The following is a 22,281-nucleotide window of genomic DNA, read 5'->3' as shown; positions in this document are numbered from 1 at the left end:
TATTTTATATCCACTCAGATGCAACTTCAATTACTTGGTCACATACATAGTTTACTTCCTCATCTGTAAGACCTGCATACATAGGAAGAGAAAGTATTTGTTGATAATTATTTAAAGCATTAGAGTATGCTGTAATTTTAATTGAATACTTTGTTTTATAGTAAGATAAAAGATGTAAAGGAATATAGTTAAGTCCTGTAGCAACACCTCTATCTTTTAAAGCTCTTGCAAAAGCATCTCTGTTTCTAGAAACTCTTACAATAAATTGTGTAAATATGTGTTCATCTTTATGAGGAGGAATAGAGATATGTTTTACCCCTGTTAATCTCTTCTCATATAAAGCTGCAATCTCTTTTCTTCTTTTGATAAAACTTTTTGTTTTATTTAACTGAGCTAGAGCATAAGCTGCATCTAATTCTGATAAATCATACTTGTGACCAATGTCTACAACATCATAAACATAGTCTAAGTTTCCGTAGTTATCATAAGTTGTCGTTAAGGCATGAGTTCTTAGTAATTTTGCTCTATTTGCAATCTCTTCATTATTTGTTACAATAATTCCTGATCTTGAAATAGCATATTTAGAGTTTGATGGGTTTGTAGAGAAGATAGTCATATCAGCTCTTAAATTTCCAACTGTTTTACCTTTGTATGTAGCACCTAAAGAAGATCTACAATCTTCAATTAAAATGATTCCATATTTTTGTGCAATATCATAAATTCTATCTAAATCAGGAGTTTGACCACCAACAAAAGTAATAATCGCACCTCTTAATTTCTTAGAATTATTCTCTTCTAATGCTTTCTCAAATTTATCAACATCAATATTCATATCTTCCATATTAATATCAATAAATACAGGTTCAGCATCAAAGTGTCTAACACATTCAGGTAAGTTAACAAAAGAGTTTACAGACATTAAAATCTTGTCACCTCTTTTTAGTTTTATTGCACTTAAAGCAAGGTGAATTGCTGCTGTAGAAGTAGCTGTTGCCACTGCATGTTTTGCTCCAATAAACTCTTTTATACTCTCTTCAAATTCAAGTACTTTAGATAAGTCATCCTTTGACTCTAAAACACTTCTAATTTGATTTAATTCCTCATTATCTAAAGATGCCTTATAGATTGCAACTTCTCTTTTCATAAATTTAACTCCACTTAATTTTTGCTATTGTAGGTAGTTTACCTTTAAAAGCATTTGCTTTTATTCTATAATCTAACATATCGATTAATTTCTCTTCAAAACCTAAAGCTAATAGTTCATCTTTTGATTTACCTTCATCAACCATAGGTTTTAATACATCATCCATCTGCTTATATGAATAACCTAACTCATTCTCATCACTTTGACCTTCCCAAAGATCTGCACTTGGAGCTTTATTTATGATTGCATCAGTAACACCTAAAATTCTTGCAAACTCAAATTCATCACTTTTATATATCTCACCAATTGGATTTATAGCACAAGCAATATCTCCAAAAATAGTTCCATATCCTAAAAGCAACTCACTTTTATTAGATGTACCAACAACTATTGATTTTTCTCTTGACGAAATATCATAAAGTACTGACATTCTCATTCTAGCACTAAAGTTTCCTATTCTTAAACTATCCTCATCCATTTTATCAATGAATGCTTCAACCATAGGAGCAATAGAAACTATTTCATATTTGATATCAAACTTTTCACAAAGTTCAACAGCATGATCAGTAGAACTCTGACTTGAAAACTGTGATGGCATTAAAACACAATTTAATTTATCACCAAAAGCCTCTTTACAAAGTACTGCTACAACAGCTGAATCTAATCCACCTGATAAACCAACAGTAACATTTTGTAAACCTGTCTTTTTTACTTCTTCTTTTAAAAAAGTAATAAGTTGTTCTTTTATTTCTTTCCAATTAATCAATTAATATCCTTTTGACGAAGATATATTATAGCTCATCTTTTTTTGTTTTTTCATAAAGCTCATCAAGATAACCATTGCTAAGCACATCTAAATTATTCTTTTTTTCAATAAGCTGATTTTTGATATCTTCTAATTCTTCTTCTTGAAAATATTCTAAATAGTTTGGATTGATTTCAATAGTATCTTCTTTTGAAGTTTTAATCAGCTCTTTTATCTCTTTTATTAACTCTTCTTTCATTCTACTTCTTTGTAAACTTGTCTAAAATTTCTACTAAGTAAAGTTCCATCTTTTCAGCACCGATATCATCAGCTGAACTTTTACATGATTTACAACAAGTACCAGCATCTGTAAATTCACCAATCTCTTCTAGTGTTGATGCTCCTCTTTCTTTAATAGAGTGTATAACCTCTCCTAATGTCACATGTTTACATTTACATACTTCATAAGAGTGAGGAAAATTTCTAGCCATATGTTTAATCCTTTTTTAACTCATTTAAAATTTGTTTACAATAAATCTTCTTTTTAACTTTTCCAAAGTCACCCTCTTCAAAAATACAATGCCTACACTCTGTTCCAGCTGTAGTTATGTCTTGTATATCTCTTAAGGTTTTAGCATTTTTATTATTTACTGCATTTTTAATGTCATTAATTGTAACATTTTTACAATTACATACTTCATAAGAGTCTTCAAATCCTAACATTTAAATACCTCTATTTTTTTTGATTATTTCATATGCTTCATTTATTTCTTGAAGTTTAGCTGTTGCTTCATCTATTATAGTTTGAGAAGCCCCTTGCCCAGCAATAATATCAGGGTGATGTTTTTTTACTAGTTTTCTATAATTCTTTTTGATAGTAGAATCATCATCATTAACATTAGATTCTAAAAGTTCATATGCCTTTTCTAAACTCAAAGCATCATTTTTAGCAGCATTTGCATAAAATGCTTTAAAATTACTAACTAAATTTTCAAAATCAATTGCTTTGATTTTTAAAGCATTTGCTATATCTTCTGTAATCATTTTTTCTGTATCTGAAAAATCTTTATCAATAAAGGCAAGATTTAACAAATACTCCATTATTTTAACACGCTTTGTATAATCAAACTTTGTTAGATTGTATAATTTTTCACAAACTTCTATAGTATTATCAAAACTCTTTTTCTGTTCAGTATAAAGTTCTTTAAGTCTATCTCTCATCTCTTCTTGATTTTCAAAATGTCTTGAGATATCATTTAATGTGTGCTTTAAAAGTTCTGCTTCAAGCTCACAAACCTTTCCATCAGCTTTTGCTACTTTAGCCATTAAAGCTACTAAAAGTCCTGCTTCATGTGTTAACAAATCTCCATCAAACTTTTCTTTTACTTTTAAATTAATATTTTTAAACTTTTCAGTTTTATAATTTCTTGCTATTAAAAACAGAATAAAACCAATCACTAGTAAAACTATTATTTTCATCATTATCCTTTTAATTAAATACGACTATTTTGCTAGATTTTATCAAATTTTAGTTAAAATCTTAACCTTTAAATATACACTGGAGTTATATTATGTTTGGAATGGGTTTTATGGAGATCATGCTTATTGCAGTAGTTGCAATTATAGCATTAGGGCCTGATAAGCTACCAACTGCGATGGTAGAAATAGCAAAATTTATTAAGAAGTTCAAGTCAGGTGTAGAAGAAGCAAAAACAACACTTGATAGTGAATTGAACCTTAAAGAAATGAAAGAAGAAGCGCAAATGTTCAAAGCGCAAATTGAAAATACAAAATCTTCTGTAAACTTAAACAATCATGTTGATTTAGGATTAAATAGTATTATTAATGATGATTTATCATCTACACCTAAAATAGATGAACAGAATCAAGACTCTTCAAAAGAAGAAAAAGTATCTTTCAAAAAAAAGAAGAAAAAGAACAAAGAGGAAGATGAGACGATAAGTCAAGAAAAATCTATTGAAGAATCAAATGAACAAATTATGCAAAATGCAGCAAATAAATTTAAAGTAAATTTTGAAGATAGTTCTTTCAAAAATGAAAAAAAAGAGGATAATGCTTAATGCTAGATGATTTAAAACCGCATATTGCGGATCTTAGAAAAAGATTAATGGTATCTGGGGCATGCTTAATTGCAATGTTCTTTATTTGTTTTTTCTTTTATGAGCCAATTCTTGGTTGGATGATGGTTCCAGTTGAGGCTGTATTACCACCTAATTCTCAAATGGTAGCAGTTGAAATTCAAGAGACTTTCTTTACAGCATTAAAAGTTGCATTCTTTTCAGGTTTCTTATTATCATTACCAGTAATATTTTGGCAAATGTGGTTATTTTTAGCTCCAGGTTTATATGACCATGAGAAAAAACTAGTAGTACCATTTGTATTTTTTGCCACTTTAATGTTCCTTGTTGGTGCATCATTTGCTTACTATGTAGTAGTACCATATGGATTTGAGTTCTTAGTTAACTTCGGTTCTGCTGTTGTTACAGTACTTCCTAGTATTGGTAAGTATGTAGGTTTCTTTACAAAACTACTATTTGGATTTGGTGTTGCATTTGAATTACCTGTAATTACATTCTTCCTAGCGAAAATTGGTCTTGTTGATGATAAGATGTTAAAAGACTTCTTTAAATATGCAGTTGTACTTATTTTTATTTTAGCATCATTATTAACACCACCTGATGTATTAACACAATTCTTAATGGCTGGACCATTAATTTTATTATATGGGGTATCAATTTATATTGCAAAAATATTTAACCCTGCACCAAAAGAAGAAGAGGAGGAAGAGTAAAATCTATGCTTGATCCATTAAAAACTTCAAGCTATGACTATAACCTACCAAATGAACTCATAGCAACAAAACCAGTAAGCCCAGCAGACTCTGCTAGGCTTTTAGTTTATAATAGAAAAACTGACACTATTACTCACACAACTTTTAAAAATCTCATGGACTTTTTACCTGATGATATTTCTGTATTTTTAAATGATACAAAAGTTATAAAAGCAAGAATATATGGGAAAAAAGAGTCTGGTGGAAAAATAGAATTACTTTTAAATAAACCTTTATTTATGGATAGATACCTTGTAATGACAAGAGGTAGAGTAAAAGTTGGAACAGAAATATTTTTTGACAAAGATTTACAAGCAAAAGTAATTGAATTAAATGAAGATGGAAGCAGAGTGGTACAATTTACTAAGAATGGTGAAAAGATTGACTTTTTAGAGTTAGTTGAAATACTTAATGAAATTGGCCATCTGCCTTTACCACCTTATATGAACAGAGATGATAATGAAGAAGATGAAAAAGATTATCAAACTCTATTTGCTAAAAATTATGGAGCAGTAGCAGCTCCTACAGCTTCACTTCACTTTACAGAAGAATTATTGGAAAAAATCAATAACAAATTTCCTGTAAACTATCTTACTTTACATGTAGGAGCAGGAACATTTAAACCTGTTGATGCTGATGATATTTTAGAACATCCTATGCACAGTGAATATTTTGAGATAGGAAGTGATGCTAAAAAAGCTTTAGATGAAGCAAAAAATGTTTTAGCAGTTGGAACTACTGTTACTAGAACTGTTGAGTATTATGCTAGAACAAATAAAATTCAAGGTGAATGTGATTTATTCTTAAATCCTGCAAATGAACCAATCAAAGTTAATCACTTACTTACAAATTTTCATCTACCTAAATCTACTCTTATAATGCTAATAGCATCTTTTTTAGGTTTAGAAAAAACACTTGAAATATATAATACAGCCATAAAAGAAAAATATAGATTTTACTCTTATGGTGATGGTATGTTAATCATATAACAAATAACTGTAGGCTCTTAAAGCCTACTCTTTAAAATACAAATCTATTTAAATACTATAAATTAAAGGAATAAAATTATGCCACACTATGTACTATTTGATACAGAAACTACAGGAAACCAAGAAGAAGATAGAGTAATTCAATTTGGAGCTATGATTGTTGACCAAACAGGAAAGATTGAAGCTTATGATGAGTTTTGTCATAGTGATGTAGAAATAAAACTTGAAGCAATGGAAGTTCATAATATTACTCCTAACCTAATAGTAGGTAAACCAAAAGCAACACAAACAACTTTTTATAAAAGACTAGAAGAGTTAAACTCTCACGAAAACTACCTAATTGCACATAATATTGCTTTTGATATGGGTATGATTGAAAAAGAAGGATTTGTAAATCAATATAAAATAATAGATACTTTAAGATGTGCAAAGCATTTATTCCCACAAATGCCATACCATAGATTACAATATTTAAGATATGCATTAGAACTTTATAAAACAGAAGAAGCAGAAGCAGCTAAACATAATATAACTATTAAAGCTCATGATGCAATTGGTGATGTATTAGTAATGAAGCTTTTCTTAACTAAGTTAGTTGGTAAATGTAGAGAAGTTTATCCTGATTACAACCCAATGGAAAAATTAGTAGAACTTACAAAAACACCTGTGTTTATCAAAACTTTTAAATTTGGAAAACATAAGGGTAAAGATATTGCAGAAGTAGCAAAAGAAGATGCTGGTTACCTAAACTGGATGAGAACAAATATGGATCTTGATGAAGATTTAAAATATACACTAGACAAAGTTTTAGGAAGTAATGAAACATACTAAAACTCCATAAAACCTAGATTTTTTATATATTTTGTGTTAATTTCATTTAAGTTTCATTTAATTTCACTATAATTACGGAAAATTTTTTTAAAGGTTTAGCTTGAACAAATTTTCTAGAATAGGATTTATTCTAGCAGCTGCGGGTTCAGCTGTTGGTCTTGGAAATATTTGGAAATTTCCATATGTAACAGGAGAGTATGGAGGTGGTGCTTTTGTACTAGTATACCTTCTAGCAATTCTTTTTATTGGTTTAACTGTATTCTTAGCAGAAGCAGTTATAGGACAAAATGCACAATCAGATGTAGCAACTTCTTTCGTAAAGACTTCTAAGTCAAAAAATGAAAATTGGAAATTTGCTGGATTTATGATTATCAGTGGTCTTTTAATCTTATCTTTTTACTCTGTTGTATTAGGATGGATTTTAGATTATGTATTCACATCTTTCTCTACCCTACCTACTGAAGCTAGTGTAGCTGGTGCAGCTTTTGAAAAGCTAATTAGTGATGATATTGGTAACCTTATAGTTTATCATACTTTAATTGCAGCAAGTGTAATTTTCATTGTATTAAAAGGTGTAAAAGCGGGAATTGAAAGAATCAATTTAATTTTAATGCCTCTTTTAGGATTAATCTTAGCTGGTTTATTAATCTATGCATTAACACTTGATTCATTTTCACAAGCAGTATCATTTATGTTTACTCCAGATTTTAGTAAAATCAATTCAGATGCACTGTTAGCAGCATTAGGACAAGCTTTCTTTACATTGTCACTTGGTGTTGGTACGATTATGACTTATTCTGCATCTTTACCTAAAGAAGCAAACTTTGTAAAATCTTCATTTTATGTTGCTGTTGTTGATACTACTATTGCAATTGTTGCAGGACTTATTATCTTCTCTTTCCTTTTTGAAGCTGGTGCTCCAAGTGCTGCTGGACCAGGACTTGTATTTATTTCATTACCAGTGATTTTCTCAGGATGGGGACTATTAGGTCAAGTTATTGCTATTTCTTTCTTTATTGCATTAATATTTGCAGGTATTACTTCTGCTGTATCAATGATAGAACCATCACTTAAATTCTTTATTGAAAGATTTGGTTACTCAAGAAAAAAAGCAACAATAATTTGTGGTTCAATTTTTTATGGATTAGGAATCGTTGCATTACTTTCTATGTCTAAAGCTTATGGTGCAGAACTTACATTCTTTGGTAAAAATGCCTTTGATTGGATGGACTTTATGACTTCATCTATTATGATGCCATTAGCAGCAATTATGACTTGTATTTTCTTAGGTTACTTTGTTGATAAACAAATGTTAAAAGAGAAGTTTACAAGACATACAAATGAGACTGTATTTAATATATGGTTCATCTTAATTAGATACATTGTACCTATTGCAATTATCATTCTTTTCCTAAACAAATTAGGAATACTTGCTTAAAAATTAAAGGCAGTTCTCTGCCTTTAATTAATTCATTTTTAAAACTTTTGCTATATTATAAGCTGTTTGTTCTAAATTATATTTGGCCTCTTTTTTAATAGTTTCAAAATCCATTGAAATTGGTGTTACATCAAAAACAGCATCTATTCCATACTCATATACAAGCTCATAGCCTTTTGAAGTACAGCCTGCTATTGCAATAACTTTTTTATCATATTTTTTTGCAAGTTTTGCCACACCAATAGGTGTTTTACCATAAATTGTTTGACTATCTATTTTGCCCTCACCTGTTATAACGAAAGTAGCATCTTTAATCTCTTTTTCTAGACCAACATTTTCAATAACAATATCGATTCCACTTTTTAACTTGGCATTAAAAAAAGTAACCAAAGCAAATCCTAAACCACCTGCGGCACCTGTTCCTTCTATCTCTTTTGTTTTAATACCAAATTTTAATTCACATAAATCTGCAAACTTTTCTAAACTTTTATCAAGAAATTTAATTGTTTCATCATCTGCACCTTTTTGTTTACCAAAAACAAAAGATGCACCATTTTGACCACATAAAGGGTTTTTTACATCACAAGCAACTTCGATACTTATATTCTTATACTTTTCTAAAGCTTTTATATCAAAAGAAACAATTTTATCTATATATTTTGCTTTAATTATTGGTAACTCTCGATTATCTTTATCAAAAAACTTTACACCTAAAGCTTGAAGCATTCCTATTCCACAATCATTTGTAGCACTTCCACCTAAACCTAAAATAAATTTTGATATACCATTTTCAAAAGCATCTTTGATTAATTGTCCTACTCCATAAGTAGTAGTTTCTAAAGGATTTTTCTCATCTTGTGATAATAGTTCTAATCCACTTGCTTTTGCCATTTCAATTACAGCAATATTACTATTTCCTAATTTCACATACGAAGTTTTTATCTTTCTTTCTAAAGGATCTAAAACCTCACATTTAAACTCTTGTCCATCTGTAGCATCTTTTAAAGCTTCTGCTGTTCCTTCTCCACCATCAGCCAATGGGACTTTGCAAAAACTTGCGTCTTTAAAAACCTTTTTAAAGCCACTTTCTATTATATCTGCAACTTCACTAGCCTTTAATGTTTCTTTATAAGAATCAGGTGCTATAACTATCTTCATTCTCTTCCTTTTGCTTATATACTACAACTTTATTTCTACCTTTTCTTTTTGCTTCATATAAGGCACAATCTGCTCTTTTTAAAACCGAACTTAGTTTCTTATCTTCATATTTATCAAAAATTGTAAGTCCAACACTTATAGTAAAGTTTATTGTAATATCTGCGATTTTAAACTCAGTATTATCTACTTTTTCCCTTAAAGCTTCACTTATTTTATATGCTGAATCAAGTTTTGTTTTAGGAAATAAGATTACAAACTCTTCACCACCTATTCTTGCAATAATGTCACTTTTTCTAAATTGAGAAACTAAAATATTTGATAATTGAACTAAAACTTCATCTCCAATATCATGTCCATATGTATCATTGATATTTTTAAATTTATCTATATCAATCAATATTAAACAAAAAGGTTCATTGTTTCTTATTGAAAGTTGCATTAAAGTCTCATAGGCAGAATTTAAATATCTTCTATTAAATAAATTAGTTAAAAAATCTTTTTGTGCCATTTGTTTTAATACTTCTTGTGAATCTTCTAGCTCTTTAGTTCTTTTTTTTACTTTTATTTCTAAGTTCTCATTTAAAAATTTTAAACTGTTTTTATATTTTTGAATTATGCTATTAGCTCTATTAATTAAAAAATATAAAATAGTTACCACTAGAAAAGTAATCGCAGCTGAAAAGATGATTACTTTATCAATCATCTCTTCTAACTCTTTTTCTAGTTCTTTTTGTTTTATTTCTATCTTCTTATCAATATAACTTGTATAAACACCTGTACCAATTGCCCAATCAAACTTATCAAAGCTTTTTACAAAAGATATTTTAGAAGCAGGATTATTTGTCATAGGATTGAAAGAAGCCACATATTCAATAAAAGAACCTTCATCATTTTTTGCAGCATTAACAATATCTTGAATTACATACTTCCCATCTAAGTTTAAATGCCATCTATTTTTTCCTAACAAACTTTTTTGTGCATGTGAAATAGTAACTCCTGTATAATCAAAAGCAAAAATATAACCTTGATTATCAAAGCTTATAATATTAAGCAGTTCCTGTAACTTTTTCATTGTTGAGAAGTATATATCCTCTTCGTATTTTGCACTACCAACAAAAACATCTAAAGGCTTAAATTTTTTAAGGTAACCGATTTTTTCTTTAGTTATTGATTCATTTGGTTTAAACCATTTCCATGATAAAAACCCTTCATCTTTATGTTTTAAAAAAGTTAAAAAACGATGTATTGTATCTTGAGCAGCTAAATCATCAAGAATTAAGAAGTTCTTACCTTCATATTTTCCATTATGAGGGTGCATAAGTGAAGTACCATTATAGTCAAACAAAAAATAGTAGCCAACTTTGTTTTTATAAAAAGTTATATATTCTAAATCCTCTTTTATTTTTTCTATTATTTTAGATTTCGATAAACCTTTATTTTCTAAATATACCTTTTCAATAATTTTATATGCTATATCAACAGTACTTTTAATCTCTTTTTTTTCATTTAAATTGATTTGTTCATAGGATTTTTCTAATAAATTAATTGTATTTAAAACTCTTGATTTTATTTGATTCTTTAGTTTAATCTTCTCTTCTTGAATTAACTTATTCTTCTCTTTTTCAAAATAGGTTTCAAGCTGATTAATTGATATGTTAGTTAAAAAAAAGGCTGTTAAAATAACACCAAAAATAGGAATAGATATTATTAATTTCTTGATATTATTTTCATTCATTATAAGAAACCTTTTTTATTTATAATCAATTATAACAGATTATAATTATATTATATGTCAAAAAGGTATCAAATTAAAATAGTTTTTGCATAAAAAAAGGGAAAAGAGTTCGCGAACCTCTTTTCCCTTTTTAAGTATCAAGTTTAAGAATAAACAGTCTTTGTTTATCTTAATCACTGTGTAGTGAATTTTTATTATTTTAAGTTTGTTACAACAATACTAAGAATGATAATCCTTCGTCATTAGCACCTCCATATTGCTTTGGATAAAGTAATTATAACATCTTTTTAACTTAAAAGTAACTTAAAAGTGGTTAGTTATTTTAAAGCATTTAATGTTTTATACTCATCTAGTGCAAAGTCATCTGTCATTCCAGAAATATAATCTATAAGCAGTCTAGCCCGTAAATACCACTCTTCTAGCTTATATTTAGTACTATTTTTATCACTTTTTATAGCATCTAAACTATTTTTATAGGCAACTATATGTTTTGATGATAACCGTTTTACTAACCGCTGTGAAATAAAACATGAAATATTTTTATCTGAAATCAACTCATAAAACTCTTCGCTTGATAGTTTAAGTATAGGTGTATATATATCAAGTAAGGAGCTTAGTATCTTATGTCCTTTTAGCTCTAAAGTTTGTTTATCTTTGTTACTATAAATATATTTGATTGATATTTCTTGTAAAATATTTATAGCTTTTGTATATTTACTATCTTTGTCAAACTCCAATAAAGCGTCATTAAACTCCCCATTAAATATCTTTTCATGGTTTTGCACATAAATATCTGATACATGCTCAACAAGTGCATGTGTTAATTTTGCTCTTGTTAGTGTTAAGAAAAGATTGAATTGATAAGGTTCATCTTCATTCTCTTTTGCTTTTTTATAAAAGCCTTCAACTAAATCATGTAAATATGTCTCCCCTATTTTCTCACAATGCTCTTTTATAAGTCTATAAATATCTTCAAATTTTAATATACCTTTATCAACTGCATCTTCCATATCTGCGTTTAAATAAGAAATATCGTCAGCTGCTTCCATGATATATGTTATAGGAAACCTACAACCTTTTTTAATATCTAAAGTATCACATATTTCACTTACAATATCTTTTTCAGAATAATAATATCCAGGCTTTTTCATAAGATAACTGTATTTGTGCTCTTTTACTGGTCTTTTTTCATAAGCTGCTCTTGAATATTTTAAAATTGCTGCTATTTGTGTATATGATAAGTTTAGTCTTTGAAGTTTTGTTACAACTCTAATAGCTTGGGCATTACCATCAAAATTACAGATATCTTCAACTAGCATCTCTTTAAACTCTTGGTCTTCCTCTACTGTATCTATTATCGTATCAAGGATTTTAACACCTTTATTTCTCATCCAATCATTTATAGCAACTTCTGCAAAATGTCCAAAAGGAGGATTTCCTATATCATGTAGAAGACTTGTCATTTCAGCAGTTGATACAAAAGCATCTCCAAGTTCATCTAAACCATGTTTTTTATCAAGTTTTTTGATAATAGTTTTTGCTATATATCTTGCTGTTTGAGAAACTTCAAGGGAGTGTGTAAGTCTACTTCTAACTGCTGCGTTTAACTCCAATGGAAAAACTTGTGTCTTTTTTTGAAGCCTTCTTAAAGCAGGTGCAGATAAAATTCTACCCCTATCACTTTCATATGAATTATTTATATCAGAGATTGGATACATTTGTCTATGAGTTGTAATTTTTTTATTATAATCAATCATTTTCTTCTCTTTGTTTTTTATATTTTTTTAATTTTTTTTCATTTATTTTTTCTAATAAAGCAGAAGTGAAAATACTGCCAGGAATTGCATAAAAAGCAATACCTAAAAAACTAACTATTGTAGTTAAAATTCTTCCCATAACTGTAATGGGATACATATCACCATAACCAACTGTTGTAAAAGTAATAACTGCCCACCACATGGTAGTAATCATACTAGTGAAAACCTCAGGCTGGGCATCTTTTTCAAAGTAATAAACTAAAGGAGTAATAGTTAAAAGAAGTACAAAAAGTACCACAGTAATAAATAAAAACTCTTCTTTTTTCTCTTTTATAATAGAGCTTATTAAATTATCAAATTCACCAAACTTAGCTAATCTAAAAAGTTTAAAAATTCTTAGTATTCTTAAAGCTCTTAAAAACCCAAAGTCAAGATTAAATAAAGATAAATAAAATGGCAAAATAGCGATTAAATCAATAATCATAAAAGGTCGTAAAACATACTTTATTCTTGTTAGTCGAGGCTTATAAGTAATACTGTAAACCCTTAATATATACTCAAGGGTAAATAGTAAAACATTAACTAAATTTATAGTGCTAAATATAGAAAAATAGTCTGATAAACTCTTTTCTGTTTGTAAGAATAAGACTGCAATACTGATGAAAATATTTAAAAATATGGCTACTTGTATAATTGTCCCATATTTATGTTTTCGAGGGTTTTCAAAAATAATATATAGTTCTTGTTTTAAATTCATTAAACTCTTTAATATTTTAAATTTTTAGTAATTATTTATCTTATCAACTTCCAACTTACACTTTGGTTTATTATTTTTTAAAAAAACTAATATATAATTGGATTTTTAAAGGATATTAAATGTTTGAAAAGATTAAAGAGTTTTTTAAAGAAGAAGAAAAATTTCCTTGTATAGTTTGGGATGGAAAAATGATGAAATATTTAGATTTAACTCAAAAAGAGATAGATGAAATAAACAATGACCCAAAATATGAGGGTTGGACAGCTACAAAAAAGGATGAGTGCTAAAATATATGGAATTACTTGATAGACATTATGGAATATACTTATTAGATTTAGATAACTACGAGTTTCCAACACTAAGTATGATGAAAGATGATTTGGTAGCTGTTGGAGGAGATTTTCATCCGCAAAGACTGATAAATGCTTACTCAAATGGAATTTTTCCTTGGTTTATAGATGAGTATAATCATATTCATTGGTATAGTCCAAATCAAAGAATGATACTTTATCCAAATGAAATGAAGGTATCAAAGAGTTTAAAAAAATCTATAAAAAACAGAGGCTTTGTTGTAAAAACAAATGAAAATTTTGAAGAGGTTATGAGAAACTGTGCCCAAGTTAAAAGAAAACATGAAAATGATACTTGGATAAATGATGACTTTATACAAGCCTATACAAATCTATATAAACTAGGTTATGCTTATTCTATTGAAACATATTTAGATGATGAACTCGTTGGTGGTTTATATGGTGTTTTAATAGATGATGTTTTTTGTGGAGAGAGTATGTTCGCTAAAGTTAGTGATGCTTCAAAAGTAGCATTTTATCACCTTTGTAAACAAGCTCAAGAAAATGACATAAGACTAATTGATTGTCAAGTACATAATGACCATCTAGCAAGTCTTGGTGCATATGAAATACCAAGAGAAGAGTACTTTAAGCTTTTAAAAGCTTAAAGTATTATACATCTTTAAAACTCTCTCTTATTTTATAAATCTCATCTAAATTATCAAAGAAAATATCTACTAATTTAGGATCAAAGTGTTCGCCCTTTTCTTCTCTAAAAAGATTAAATATTCGCTCATCATCCCAAGCTTTTTTATAAACTCTGTCACTTCCTAGGGCATCAAATACATCCGCAATTGCTGTGATTCTTCCATAAATATGAATATTTTCACCTTTTAATCCTCTTGGATAGCCTTTTCCATTATATTTTTCATGGTGATAATAAGCCACAATTGAAGCTGCTTTTAAAATAGGTTTTGAGGAGTACTTTAACATATCATACCCCAAAGTAGCATGGGTTTTCATAATCTCAAACTCATCAGCAGTTAATTTCCCTGGTTTATTTAAAATATTATCAGGAATACCAACTTTTCCTATATCATGCATTGGGGAAGCTAGTTTTAAAAGTTCTGCTTCTTGATTACTTAATCCATATTTTAAAGCAAGAAGTTTAGAGTATTCTGCAACTCTTTTTACATGGTTTCCTGTCTCTTTACTTCTAGTCTCTGCTATCTCACCCATTGTATATATAACTTCTTTTTGAGTATTAGTAATCTCATCATTTAAAGACTCAATTTGATTAATACCATTTTTAATAGAAGTTGACATATCTTTTATTGCATGTGAAATTTCTCCTAATTCATCTGGTCTGTTAATAATCTTAGTATTTGTATAACTTCCTTCTTGAACAGACTTTATATTATTTATAATAATATTTGTATCTTCTTTTAAAACTTTACCAAATACAATAGCTAAGATAACAGCCGATACTAACATCAAAGAACCTATATAAAATACTTCCAAAGTCACATGGTTGTCGACTACACCATCTAAATTAAATCTTCTTACAACTAATAAAAGAGTCAAAATAGGAGCAATTGTAAAGATTAAAAATGTCTCAATAATTCTTCTTGATAATTTTTCATTGAAGATTGTATACTCTACATCTTTACATATATTTTTATATCTTTTTTCAAAAATTATATACTCCAACTGAGCTAAAATAGCAGCACCTAAAGTAATATAACTAGATAAAATCTTCAAATGACTTGACATTGGAAAATCAGGATAAAGTATATTGTGCAAAGTAAAGGCTGTTATTCCTGCAAAAATCCATGAAATAACACTTAAATAATAAGCTTGTCTTGGTAAAGAAATATTTTTTCTTACATCTTTAAACTTGTAATATAAAAATTCTCTATAAACAATATGTAAAAGAAAGATAATAAATAAATTTCTAAATAGTTTTTCTGGTTGTAAACCATCAATAAAAGGACAAACACTTGTACAAAATGTTTGTAAAAAAACTAAAGAAGACAAAGAAAACAAGTATAAGATTATCCTTGTTTTCTTATCTAATAAGTCTTGAACTGTAAGCTTTGAAAGTGACAAAAAAGTACCTTTGTAAAGAAATATTTACAAATTATAATAAAACTTTGTTTATATTTAGTGTACTGTGTTTTATTGTTTAATCCCTTTTGTCCTTTTACAGTTCAATAATATTCTCAAACATCTCTTTTATCTCTATTTCATGACTTATTAAAAAGATTTGTCTATACTGTTCTTTTATAGTATGAAATGCTTCAAGTATTTCTATTCTTCTATTTTCATCTTGACTTCCAAATACCTCATCAAAGGCTAAAAATCCAATAGAAGTGTTTCCACTTAGTTCCGTTAGAGTTTTTGAAATAGCTATTCTTAAAACCAAGTTTGCTAAATCAACTTCCCCACCACTAAATCTCTCAATAGGATACTTTTTACCTTCATCATAAATATAAAAATCAAAATCATTTGACACTTCTATATGCTGATACTTTCCTTTTGTGATTTGAGAATACATTGTTGAAGCAATATCAGAGATTCTAGGTGCTACTTTTGCATTTAGTTTTGTTTTAAAACCTGCTAGACTTATTTTGATTTTGTCATAATCTCTTAAATCATCTTGTTTCGTTCCTAATTTTTCCAACTGTTTTTCATTATTATTTAGGGTTTGGTTTATTGTTTTTATTTGCCCTTGGATAGTTGCTACTTGAACTTTTATATCATTTAATTCATTTGAGATTTCATCTTTTGATTTTAGTATCTGCTCATACTCTTTTTTCTTCTCTTCATGCTCTTTTACATCATAAGCTACACTTTTGTATTCTAACTCTTTTTCATTGTATTCAAGTTCATATTTTTCTATGTTCTCATTTGTTTTATCCAAGTCTACTTTTACACTATCAACTCTTTTAAGCATAGCTTCTAAACTTAATACATACTCATACTTTTGTTTTAGCTGTTTTTGTTTTTCAAGTAAAGAGTTATGTTCTTCTTCTACATAGTTTATATTTTCTAGTTTTTCTAGTTGAGCTTTGTTTTTTAATCCCTGCTCTTTTACTTTCTCAAAATGCTCTTTTTCACTTAATAAATCTCTTTTTTGATTTTCCATAAGATTTATCTTTTTTGAAAGTTCTAAATTTTCCTCACTTAAACTTTTGTATGTTTCATCAAGCTCTTTTGACTCAACCTCTAATAACTCTTTTTTCTCTTTTAAAGAATCAATTTTTTCTTTTTCAGTTTTATTTACTATTTGCTCCAATGAATTTAAAACTAAATCATACTCCTCAAGTAAAGGTCTAGTACAAGTAGGACAAGCTGAGTCTTTTCCTAAAAGCTGAATATTTTCAATCTTTTTATTTATATCTTCTATTAGCTTTTGCTCACCTGCTATTTGTGAGCTTAACTTATTTGTTTCTAGTTGATTTTTCTTTATGTTTTGAGATAACTGTTCTAAAGTTGTTTCCATACTTTTTTGTTTCTCAACGGCTTGCTCATATGAAGATGTTTCATGCTCTAACCTTGAGATAGTATCTCTTGATTTTTTATAGTGCTCTCTTAAATTCTCTTGTTCTTGTAGTAAAGACTGTTTTTTAATGTTTGCAGATTTTAACTCTTCTTGTATTTTAATAGCCTCATGAAGTTGTGTATACTCTTGTTTTACAGACTCTAAACCTTTTAGTTCTTTTTGTTTTAAAGCCAAGTTTTCTAACTCTTGCTTTAGTTTATCGCTGTTTTGAATATGTGAGTTTATAGTTGATTTCAAAAGCTCACATTTAGAGAATAAATCTTGTTTTTTATCTTTTGTTTCTTGCAGTACTTCTAAAGCTTTTTTAATATCAAGGCTTTTTAAAGTTGTCTCATCAAGATTTTTTATTTTTATATCTTCCTTTTGTTTTAACTCTTTTTCTAAAAGCTCATACTCTTCTTTTTGCTTTTTCTTTTGCTCAATCTCATCTTGTGGCATCAAAACCTCAGCAAAAGCACTTATTTCTCTTTTTAACTCTCGGCTTTTCTCGATTAGTTCTTTTTCTACAAAATCTATCTTTTCTAAACCAAGAAGTTTTCTAATCATCTTTTTTCTATCTTCGTTTTTTAAACTACTTAAACTAGTAAGCTCTTTTTGCGAAGCAAATAGTGTATGTAAAAAAGCATCTTTACTCATCTTGATTAGATTTACTATAGAGGTAGTTACTTCTTTTGCTCCAGAAGTTATAAGCTCATCAGCTTTAAAAAACTTAGCATTAGCACTTAAGGTCTTTCCTCTAAACTCTCTTCTTACACTATAATCAACACTTTCATACTCAAACTCTAACTCAACTACAACTGGGTCTTTTGAAGTTGCGTTTGCATTTCTTACTACTTCTTTATAACCTTTTGTTTTAAGCTCTCCATATAAAGCAAAGAAGATAGCTTCAAAGATAGTAGATTTTCCACTACCATTTTTTCCTATTATTCCAACTAAACCTTGGTTAAACTCTAAAGTAAACTGCTCATATCTTTTAAAATTTTCTAGTTTTAGTTTAGTTAATATCATCACTTACCTCTTCTTCATACTTAGCAAATAACTCTTTTACTTTTAGTTTAAGTCTATCACTCTCAATCTCATCTAAACTATCCTCTTTTATATGCTCTATAAAAAAGTCTTCAAGGCTTATGGCTTCTATCTCTTCTAAATCTTGTGTATTTGTATCTTTTTTGAACTCTCTTTTTATAGTTACACTCATAGCTTCACTAAATAGCTCTTTTATTTCTTTATTTGATATATCAATAGATTGCATTGGTGTCAAATCTTTTAGTATTACTTCTACAATGGCGTCTTTTATATCACTTGTATCAAGCTCTTCTATACTTTGTTCATAGTTTGTACAATCTATTTGTTTTGATAAAATTGGTCTTATATTTATCTCTTTATACTCTACTTCAAGTTTCTCTTCTAAAGTAACTACTACAAAACCTTTTGAGTTTCTTTTGTCATTTAGACTGGTTCTTTCAGTACTTCCACTATAATATACATTTTCATGTTTTCCAACATTTCCAAAACCATGCCAATGACCAAGGGCAACATAATCCATCTTTTCAAAGATGTACTCTTTTGAAGTTGGATATACCCACTCTCCGAACTCTTGCATAAGATACCAAGCTCCCACACTACAGTGTAACATCATGATATTTTTTCTATTTTCATCTATGTTTTGCTCACATAGTTCTATTTGGTTTTCGGCTATTGTCTCATCGTTCATATGTGGCAAGGTATGAAATACAATATCATCAAACTCTATTTTCTTATACTTTTGATTATATGAAACATAGATGTTTTTATAGTTTTCAAATATCTTTAAAATAGGACTACTTAGATTTGTTCTAGGTGTTGAGTGATTTCCTGCTATTAAAACAAAAGGTATATCTAAAGAGCTTATCTCTCTTATCTTCTCTAATGCAAAAGTAATAGCTCTATTGCTAGGGCTTGCTCTATGAAACAAATCTCCTGTATGGATTATATAATCAGGTTTTATTTCTTTTATCTGCTCTACTACTTGTGTAAATGCATCATAAAAATCTGCTTCTCTTTGGTTTACATTGTTTTCATCTAATATATCTAAATCATTGTAACCTAAGTGAGTATCTGAGAAATGAACTATCTTCAAAGTTTCGCCTTTTTTTGATTTGTAAAATTATATCTTAGATATATAAATACACAGTAAAAGCAAATAATAAAATATTTAACAAATAAAAAGCCTTTTTACTAAATATAGAGTAAAAAGAAAAAAACATAAATAATACAAGAAACCAAAGGCTTGTAATCTTATCAAAGGGTTTAAACTCATAAGATAAAAACATCAAAATATACTCATCTAAAACCCCACCAAAAGAAAAGATGTGAGCAAAAAGTTCTAAAGGATAAAATAAAGTAAAAGCCATAGTTATAAAAGGTGAAAGTATTTGCTCATAAGTAGTCAAAGGAAAAAAATAATGAACCAAAGGATTCATAGCTAAATAAATCCAAAAGTTAAAAAGAAGCAGATGTAAAAGTTTGTTTTTTATGTCTTTGAAATACTGTATATATAAAAAGATATAAAAAACTCCAAAAATAGAAAACCATAAAGAAAGTGAAAATATATACTTAGGAAATAGTGAGAGAACAAAGGCTAAAACTACAAATAAAGTAGTAAAAGAAAAAAGCTTGATATTACATCGTAGAAGATAAATACCTAAAGACATCATCACAAAAGCTCTTGTCAAAGAAGCCACAAAACCTGTAAAGATGAGGTAAAAAAATAGTAAAACTAAAGTGATAAGCAGTATATCAAACTTTTTATTTCTATAAGGGAAATATCTTAGATGAAAAAAAGCATAAGGATAGTAAATAATACCATAGATTATGAAGCTTAAAACTGCAAGGTGGAAACCACTTAGGGCGATGAGATGACTAATGCCATAGTTGGTACAAACCTCTCTTAACTCTTTTGAAATTGGCTTTGCAAAAAACAAAGCAGAAAATAGCTCAGCTATCATTTCGTTATGATGTTGTGAAGCACTATACTTTATAAGCTTTGAGGAAAAGTTCTCTTGTTTTTCTAGATTATCAAAATAAATACTCTTTACATAAAAGCCTTTTAGAAAATCAAAAAAAGTAATATTTGTAGTAATAAAGGCTAAATTTAAAATATCATATTTTGAAACTTGTGTAGTTTTGTCAAAATTTGTAAAAATTGTAAAATTTACATTTTTCAATTTTAGTACATTGTAATTTTCTTTTTCATAGATATTTTGAACTTCAACTTTTGCTTCATAAATCTCTTCATCAATTAACTCTTGGTATTTTGAATACTCTATTGAAAGATTTATCAAAAAAACCAATAGTACAAAAGTTGTCAATACTATGTAATTATAGTGTTTATTTAAAGTATTTATAACCATAAATATTATTATACAAAAACAAACTTATATGTTATAATCTTAATCCTAGCTTTAACAAAACACAAAAAAGGAGCCCATATGAGTGAAAAACTAGTTTTAGGTCCTTTATTATCCCTAGAAAATGATAATAAATATGTTGTGTGTTTTTTAAGTAAAACAAACCAAGAATACTCTGTTTTTTTTGATGAAAAACAAGTAGAAGCCAAAAGACTTGGAAATCTAAAGTTTGGCTATTTGTACAGAGCAGAAATCACTATACCATTAAGTGAAGAAGCAAAAAATATCACTTACATCATAAAAACAAAAAAAGGTTTACTAAGTGATAACCATGAAAGAAAATGTTGGTCTTTTTATATACCCTCTTCGAAGAAAAAAGCAAGACTTGGATATGAGTCTTATGAAAACTTTCTAAATACAAATCTTTTAGAAGAGAAAGATATACCGTACTCAATGCTTATTTTAAATGAGTTTAACCTAATAGATGATGAGGTTTTATCTCAAATAAAAGAGATAAAAAACTGGTCAAAAGATAATCTTGATGACTTTTTTGAAAAACTATATATTGAAAAACTTGGTGATGAAAAAATGTCTTTAGCATTAGCAAGTATTCCTACTATGATAATGTGGCATGAAATACATAACGATGAGCTAAACGATAAAATACTTCATGAGTCAACTAAAAAATATTATGAAATATTTCAGCTTCGAACACTCAAAAACAATACCCTACTTACAAAAGATAGAAGTCACTTCTCTTTTGCCTTAGAGTTTGGAGGGAATGAAATACTAGCAATTGATAATAAAAATGAAAAAAACTCACAACTATTAAATAGTTACTTACAAAGTAAAAAAGATCATTCAAATTTAATGATTATTTATAATAACTAAAAAAAGGAAGAGAAATCTTCCTTTTTTATATACTACTAAACTTTCAAATGATAATATAATAAATAATTAATTCCAAGGATTATATTTTGCAAATAAATTTTGATAATAATAAAAATATTTCATATGACTCTACAGGTAGAGAAGTAGTCGAAGAGAAAAACCCTACAAACTCTGTCTTTGCAAATGATTTAGATGAAGCACAAAAATCAAGTGAACAAAAAAACAGTAATGAAGATGACAATCAACTATCAAAAAAAGAGAAACAAGAAATTACAGACAATCTTGTAAAAGATGTTATGTCTTTATTTAAAACAGGTCTTACTGTTGAAGAGTTAGAAATGATTCAAAAACTTCTTGATGCAATAAAAAAGAAAGTTTCAGAGTCTAAACCTCCACTTAGTTCTGATGAAATAAAAGAGATTGATTCTATGATCACAAGATTAGAACTTATGATAAAAGAGCTTCAAAAAAGAGCAAAAGGTGAAGCTGTAATAGACATGGAAGACTCTCATGTAAATAATATTTCAAAAGAGAACAAATCAGACACAAGAAAAAGTGTATCTTTAGATATATTAGGTTTCCAAAAAAGAATAGAAAAAGCCCAAAGTAACATCGATGAACTTAGTAAAACTATAAATGAAACACAAGTTAATGAGCTTAGAAAAAATCATGAAGAGCTTGAACTTTTACAAGCTTTGAAGCAGTAGAGTAAAAATAAACACTAATTTTTATGTCATATAT

At 28.1% G+C, this 22,281-nt stretch carries 22 protein-coding genes and 2 pseudogenes; 9 read left to right on the top strand and 15 right to left on the bottom strand.

Annotated features, from left to right (window positions below; all coding sequences use genetic code 11):
* Positions 1 to 4: 4 nt before the first annotated feature.
* Genes ACH5BF_RS01595 through ACH5BF_RS01570 form a run of 6 tightly spaced genes read right to left on the bottom strand, consistent with a single transcriptional unit; the run spans position 5 to position 3,368 of the window.
* Positions 5 to 1,144, bottom strand: coding sequence for a DegT/DnrJ/EryC1/StrS family aminotransferase (locus tag ACH5BF_RS01595; RefSeq protein WP_423272242.1), 1,140 nt, complete (start codon positions 1,142 to 1,144; stop codon positions 5 to 7).
* A gap of 4 nt (positions 1,145 to 1,148) precedes the next feature.
* A complete protein-coding gene (locus ACH5BF_RS01590; RefSeq protein ID WP_423272241.1) occupies positions 1,149 to 1,910 on the bottom strand; it encodes an NAD+ synthase in 762 nt (253 codons plus the stop codon).
* 25 nt (positions 1,911 to 1,935) lie between these two features.
* Positions 1,936 to 2,148 carry a hypothetical protein gene (locus ACH5BF_RS01585; protein WP_423272240.1) on the bottom strand — a complete coding sequence of 71 codons (213 nt, stop codon included), beginning with the start codon at positions 2,146 to 2,148 and terminating at the stop codon, positions 1,936 to 1,938.
* Position 2,149: 1 nt separating this feature from the next.
* A complete protein-coding gene (locus ACH5BF_RS01580; protein WP_423272239.1) occupies positions 2,150 to 2,380 on the bottom strand; it encodes a (2Fe-2S)-binding protein in 231 nt (76 codons plus the stop codon).
* 4 nt (positions 2,381 to 2,384) lie between these two features.
* Positions 2,385 to 2,612: a (2Fe-2S)-binding protein gene (locus ACH5BF_RS01575; protein WP_423272238.1), complete on the bottom strand. Its 228-nt coding sequence runs from the start codon at positions 2,610 to 2,612 to the stop codon at positions 2,385 to 2,387.
* A complete protein-coding gene (locus ACH5BF_RS01570; protein WP_423272237.1) occupies positions 2,613 to 3,368 on the bottom strand; it encodes a TerB family tellurite resistance protein in 756 nt (251 codons plus the stop codon). It abuts the gene before it with no gap.
* Between the two features lie 92 nt (positions 3,369 to 3,460).
* On the opposite strand from ACH5BF_RS01570, the gene tatB reads away from it, so the two are divergent.
* The 5 genes from tatB (at position 3,461) to ACH5BF_RS01545 (ending at position 7,998) form a co-directional block, all read left to right on the top strand.
* Entirely contained in the window at positions 3,461 to 3,970 is a 510-nt protein-coding gene (gene tatB / locus ACH5BF_RS01565) for a Sec-independent protein translocase protein TatB (protein WP_423272236.1), read from the top strand.
* On the top strand, positions 3,970 to 4,701 hold the full coding sequence (gene tatC / locus ACH5BF_RS01560) for a twin-arginine translocase subunit TatC (protein WP_423272234.1): 732 nt from the start codon (positions 3,970 to 3,972) through the stop codon (positions 4,699 to 4,701). The genes tatB and tatC overlap by 1 nt, the downstream gene beginning before the upstream one ends.
* 5 nt (positions 4,702 to 4,706) lie before the next feature.
* On the top strand, positions 4,707 to 5,729 hold the full coding sequence (gene queA / locus ACH5BF_RS01555; RefSeq protein ID WP_423272233.1) for a tRNA preQ1(34) S-adenosylmethionine ribosyltransferase-isomerase QueA: 1,023 nt from the start codon (positions 4,707 to 4,709) through the stop codon (positions 5,727 to 5,729).
* A gap of 78 nt (positions 5,730 to 5,807) precedes the next feature.
* Positions 5,808 to 6,560, top strand: a complete 753-nt coding sequence (locus ACH5BF_RS01550; protein ID WP_423272232.1) for an exonuclease domain-containing protein — start codon at positions 5,808 to 5,810, stop codon at positions 6,558 to 6,560.
* Positions 6,561 to 6,660: 100 nt separating this feature from the next.
* Positions 6,661 to 7,998: a sodium-dependent transporter gene (locus ACH5BF_RS01545; RefSeq protein WP_423272231.1), complete on the top strand. Its 1,338-nt coding sequence runs from the start codon at positions 6,661 to 6,663 to the stop codon at positions 7,996 to 7,998.
* A 27-nt stretch (positions 7,999 to 8,025) separates the two neighbouring features.
* Here ACH5BF_RS01545 and ACH5BF_RS01540 read toward each other — a convergent pair whose 3' ends face one another.
* The 4 genes from ACH5BF_RS01540 to ACH5BF_RS01525 all read right to left on the bottom strand — a co-directional run bounded on the left by ACH5BF_RS01540 (position 8,026) and on the right by ACH5BF_RS01525 (position 13,405).
* Entirely contained in the window at positions 8,026 to 9,156 is a 1,131-nt protein-coding gene (locus tag ACH5BF_RS01540; protein ID WP_423272230.1) for a glycerate kinase, read from the bottom strand.
* Positions 9,134 to 10,891 (bottom strand): sensor domain-containing diguanylate cyclase, encoded by a 1,758-nt coding sequence (locus ACH5BF_RS01535; RefSeq protein ID WP_423272229.1) that lies wholly within the window; start codon positions 10,889 to 10,891, stop codon positions 9,134 to 9,136. The genes ACH5BF_RS01540 and ACH5BF_RS01535 overlap by 23 nt, the downstream gene beginning before the upstream one ends.
* Positions 10,892 to 11,208: 317 nt before the next feature.
* Positions 11,209 to 12,648, bottom strand: coding sequence for a dGTPase (dgt, locus tag ACH5BF_RS01530; RefSeq protein WP_423272227.1), 1,440 nt, complete (start codon positions 12,646 to 12,648; stop codon positions 11,209 to 11,211).
* Positions 12,641 to 13,405, bottom strand: a complete 765-nt coding sequence (locus tag ACH5BF_RS01525; protein ID WP_423272225.1) for an ion transporter — start codon at positions 13,403 to 13,405, stop codon at positions 12,641 to 12,643. The genes dgt and ACH5BF_RS01525 overlap by 8 nt, the downstream gene beginning before the upstream one ends.
* Before the next feature lie 119 nt (positions 13,406 to 13,524).
* On the opposite strand from ACH5BF_RS01525, the gene ACH5BF_RS01520 reads away from it, so the two are divergent.
* A complete protein-coding gene (locus tag ACH5BF_RS01520) occupies positions 13,525 to 13,692 on the top strand; it encodes a hypothetical protein (protein WP_423272224.1) in 168 nt (55 codons plus the stop codon).
* A 5-nt stretch (positions 13,693 to 13,697) separates the two neighbouring features.
* Entirely contained in the window at positions 13,698 to 14,363 is a 666-nt protein-coding gene (gene aat, locus ACH5BF_RS01515; protein WP_423272223.1) for a leucyl/phenylalanyl-tRNA--protein transferase, read from the top strand.
* 4 nt (positions 14,364 to 14,367) lie between these two features.
* On the opposite strand, the pseudogene ACH5BF_RS01510 reads toward aat, so the two are convergent.
* The 5 genes and pseudogenes from ACH5BF_RS01510 to ACH5BF_RS01490 all read right to left on the bottom strand — a co-directional run.
* A pseudogene (locus tag ACH5BF_RS01510) lies at positions 14,368 to 14,997 on the bottom strand (HD-GYP domain-containing protein); the annotation flags it as partial.
* 228 nt (positions 14,998 to 15,225) lie between these two features.
* A pseudogene (locus ACH5BF_RS01505) lies at positions 15,226 to 15,732 on the bottom strand (hypothetical protein); the annotation flags it as partial.
* Between the two features lie 166 nt (positions 15,733 to 15,898).
* Positions 15,899 to 18,268: an AAA family ATPase gene (locus ACH5BF_RS01500; RefSeq protein WP_423272222.1), complete on the bottom strand. Its 2,370-nt coding sequence runs from the start codon at positions 18,266 to 18,268 to the stop codon at positions 15,899 to 15,901.
* A complete protein-coding gene (locus ACH5BF_RS01495; protein ID WP_423272221.1) occupies positions 18,255 to 19,379 on the bottom strand; it encodes a metallophosphoesterase family protein in 1,125 nt (374 codons plus the stop codon). Before ACH5BF_RS01495 ends, ACH5BF_RS01500 begins: the two co-directional genes overlap by 14 nt.
* A 34-nt stretch (positions 19,380 to 19,413) precedes the next feature.
* On the bottom strand, positions 19,414 to 20,583 hold the full coding sequence (locus tag ACH5BF_RS01490; RefSeq protein WP_423272220.1) for a ComEC/Rec2 family competence protein: 1,170 nt from the start codon (positions 20,581 to 20,583) through the stop codon (positions 19,414 to 19,416).
* 147 nt (positions 20,584 to 20,730) lie between these two features.
* Here ACH5BF_RS01490 and ACH5BF_RS01485 point away from each other — a divergent pair, with 147 nt between their 5' ends.
* Together ACH5BF_RS01485 and ACH5BF_RS01480 are read left to right on the top strand one after the other, a co-directional pair.
* Entirely contained in the window at positions 20,731 to 21,540 is an 810-nt protein-coding gene (locus ACH5BF_RS01485) for a hypothetical protein (RefSeq protein WP_423272218.1), read from the top strand.
* Between the two features lie 86 nt (positions 21,541 to 21,626).
* Positions 21,627 to 22,247, top strand: coding sequence for a hypothetical protein (locus ACH5BF_RS01480; protein WP_423272217.1), 621 nt, complete (start codon positions 21,627 to 21,629; stop codon positions 22,245 to 22,247).
* Positions 22,248 to 22,281 lie beyond the last annotated feature (34 nt).

The sequence above is a fragment of the Arcobacter pernae genome, assembly GCF_049472135.1.
Classification (GTDB): domain Bacteria; phylum Campylobacterota; class Campylobacteria; order Campylobacterales; family Arcobacteraceae; genus Arcobacter_B.
This window is presented reverse-complemented; position numbering and strand designations above follow the sequence as displayed.

Bases quoted from the DNA above. Each gene is read 5' to 3' on its own strand.
- ACH5BF_RS01595 (WP_423272242.1), bottom strand. From the start codon at position 1,144: ATGAAAAGAGAAGTTGCAATCTATAAGGCATCTTTAGATAATGAGGAA.
- ACH5BF_RS01585 (WP_423272240.1), bottom strand. From the start codon at position 2,148: ATGAAAGAAGAGTTAATAAAAGAGATAAAAGAGCTGATTAAAACTTCA.
- ACH5BF_RS01580 (WP_423272239.1), bottom strand. From the start codon at position 2,380: ATGGCTAGAAATTTTCCTCACTCTTATGAAGTATGTAAATGTAAACAT.
- ACH5BF_RS01575 (WP_423272238.1), bottom strand. From the start codon at position 2,612: ATGTTAGGATTTGAAGACTCTTATGAAGTATGTAATTGTAAAAATGTT.
- ACH5BF_RS01570 (WP_423272237.1), bottom strand. From the start codon at position 3,368: ATGAAAATAATAGTTTTACTAGTGATTGGTTTTATTCTGTTTTTAATA.
- tatB (WP_423272236.1), top strand. From the start codon at position 3,461: ATGTTTGGAATGGGTTTTATGGAGATCATGCTTATTGCAGTAGTTGCA.
- tatC (WP_423272234.1), top strand. From the start codon at position 3,970: ATGCTAGATGATTTAAAACCGCATATTGCGGATCTTAGAAAAAGATTA.
- queA (WP_423272233.1), top strand. From the start codon at position 4,707: ATGCTTGATCCATTAAAAACTTCAAGCTATGACTATAACCTACCAAAT.
- ACH5BF_RS01550 (WP_423272232.1), top strand. From the start codon at position 5,808: ATGCCACACTATGTACTATTTGATACAGAAACTACAGGAAACCAAGAA.
- ACH5BF_RS01540 (WP_423272230.1), bottom strand. From the start codon at position 9,156: ATGAAGATAGTTATAGCACCTGATTCTTATAAAGAAACATTAAAGGCT.
- ACH5BF_RS01535 (WP_423272229.1), bottom strand. From the start codon at position 10,891: ATGAATGAAAATAATATCAAGAAATTAATAATATCTATTCCTATTTTT.
- dgt (WP_423272227.1), bottom strand. From the start codon at position 12,648: ATGATTGATTATAATAAAAAAATTACAACTCATAGACAAATGTATCCA.
- ACH5BF_RS01525 (WP_423272225.1), bottom strand. From the start codon at position 13,405: ATGAATTTAAAACAAGAACTATATATTATTTTTGAAAACCCTCGAAAA.
- ACH5BF_RS01520 (WP_423272224.1), top strand. From the start codon at position 13,525: ATGTTTGAAAAGATTAAAGAGTTTTTTAAAGAAGAAGAAAAATTTCCT.
- aat (WP_423272223.1), top strand. From the start codon at position 13,698: ATGGAATTACTTGATAGACATTATGGAATATACTTATTAGATTTAGAT.
- ACH5BF_RS01500 (WP_423272222.1), bottom strand. From the start codon at position 18,268: ATGATATTAACTAAACTAAAACTAGAAAATTTTAAAAGATATGAGCAG.
- ACH5BF_RS01485 (WP_423272218.1), top strand. From the start codon at position 20,731: ATGAGTGAAAAACTAGTTTTAGGTCCTTTATTATCCCTAGAAAATGAT.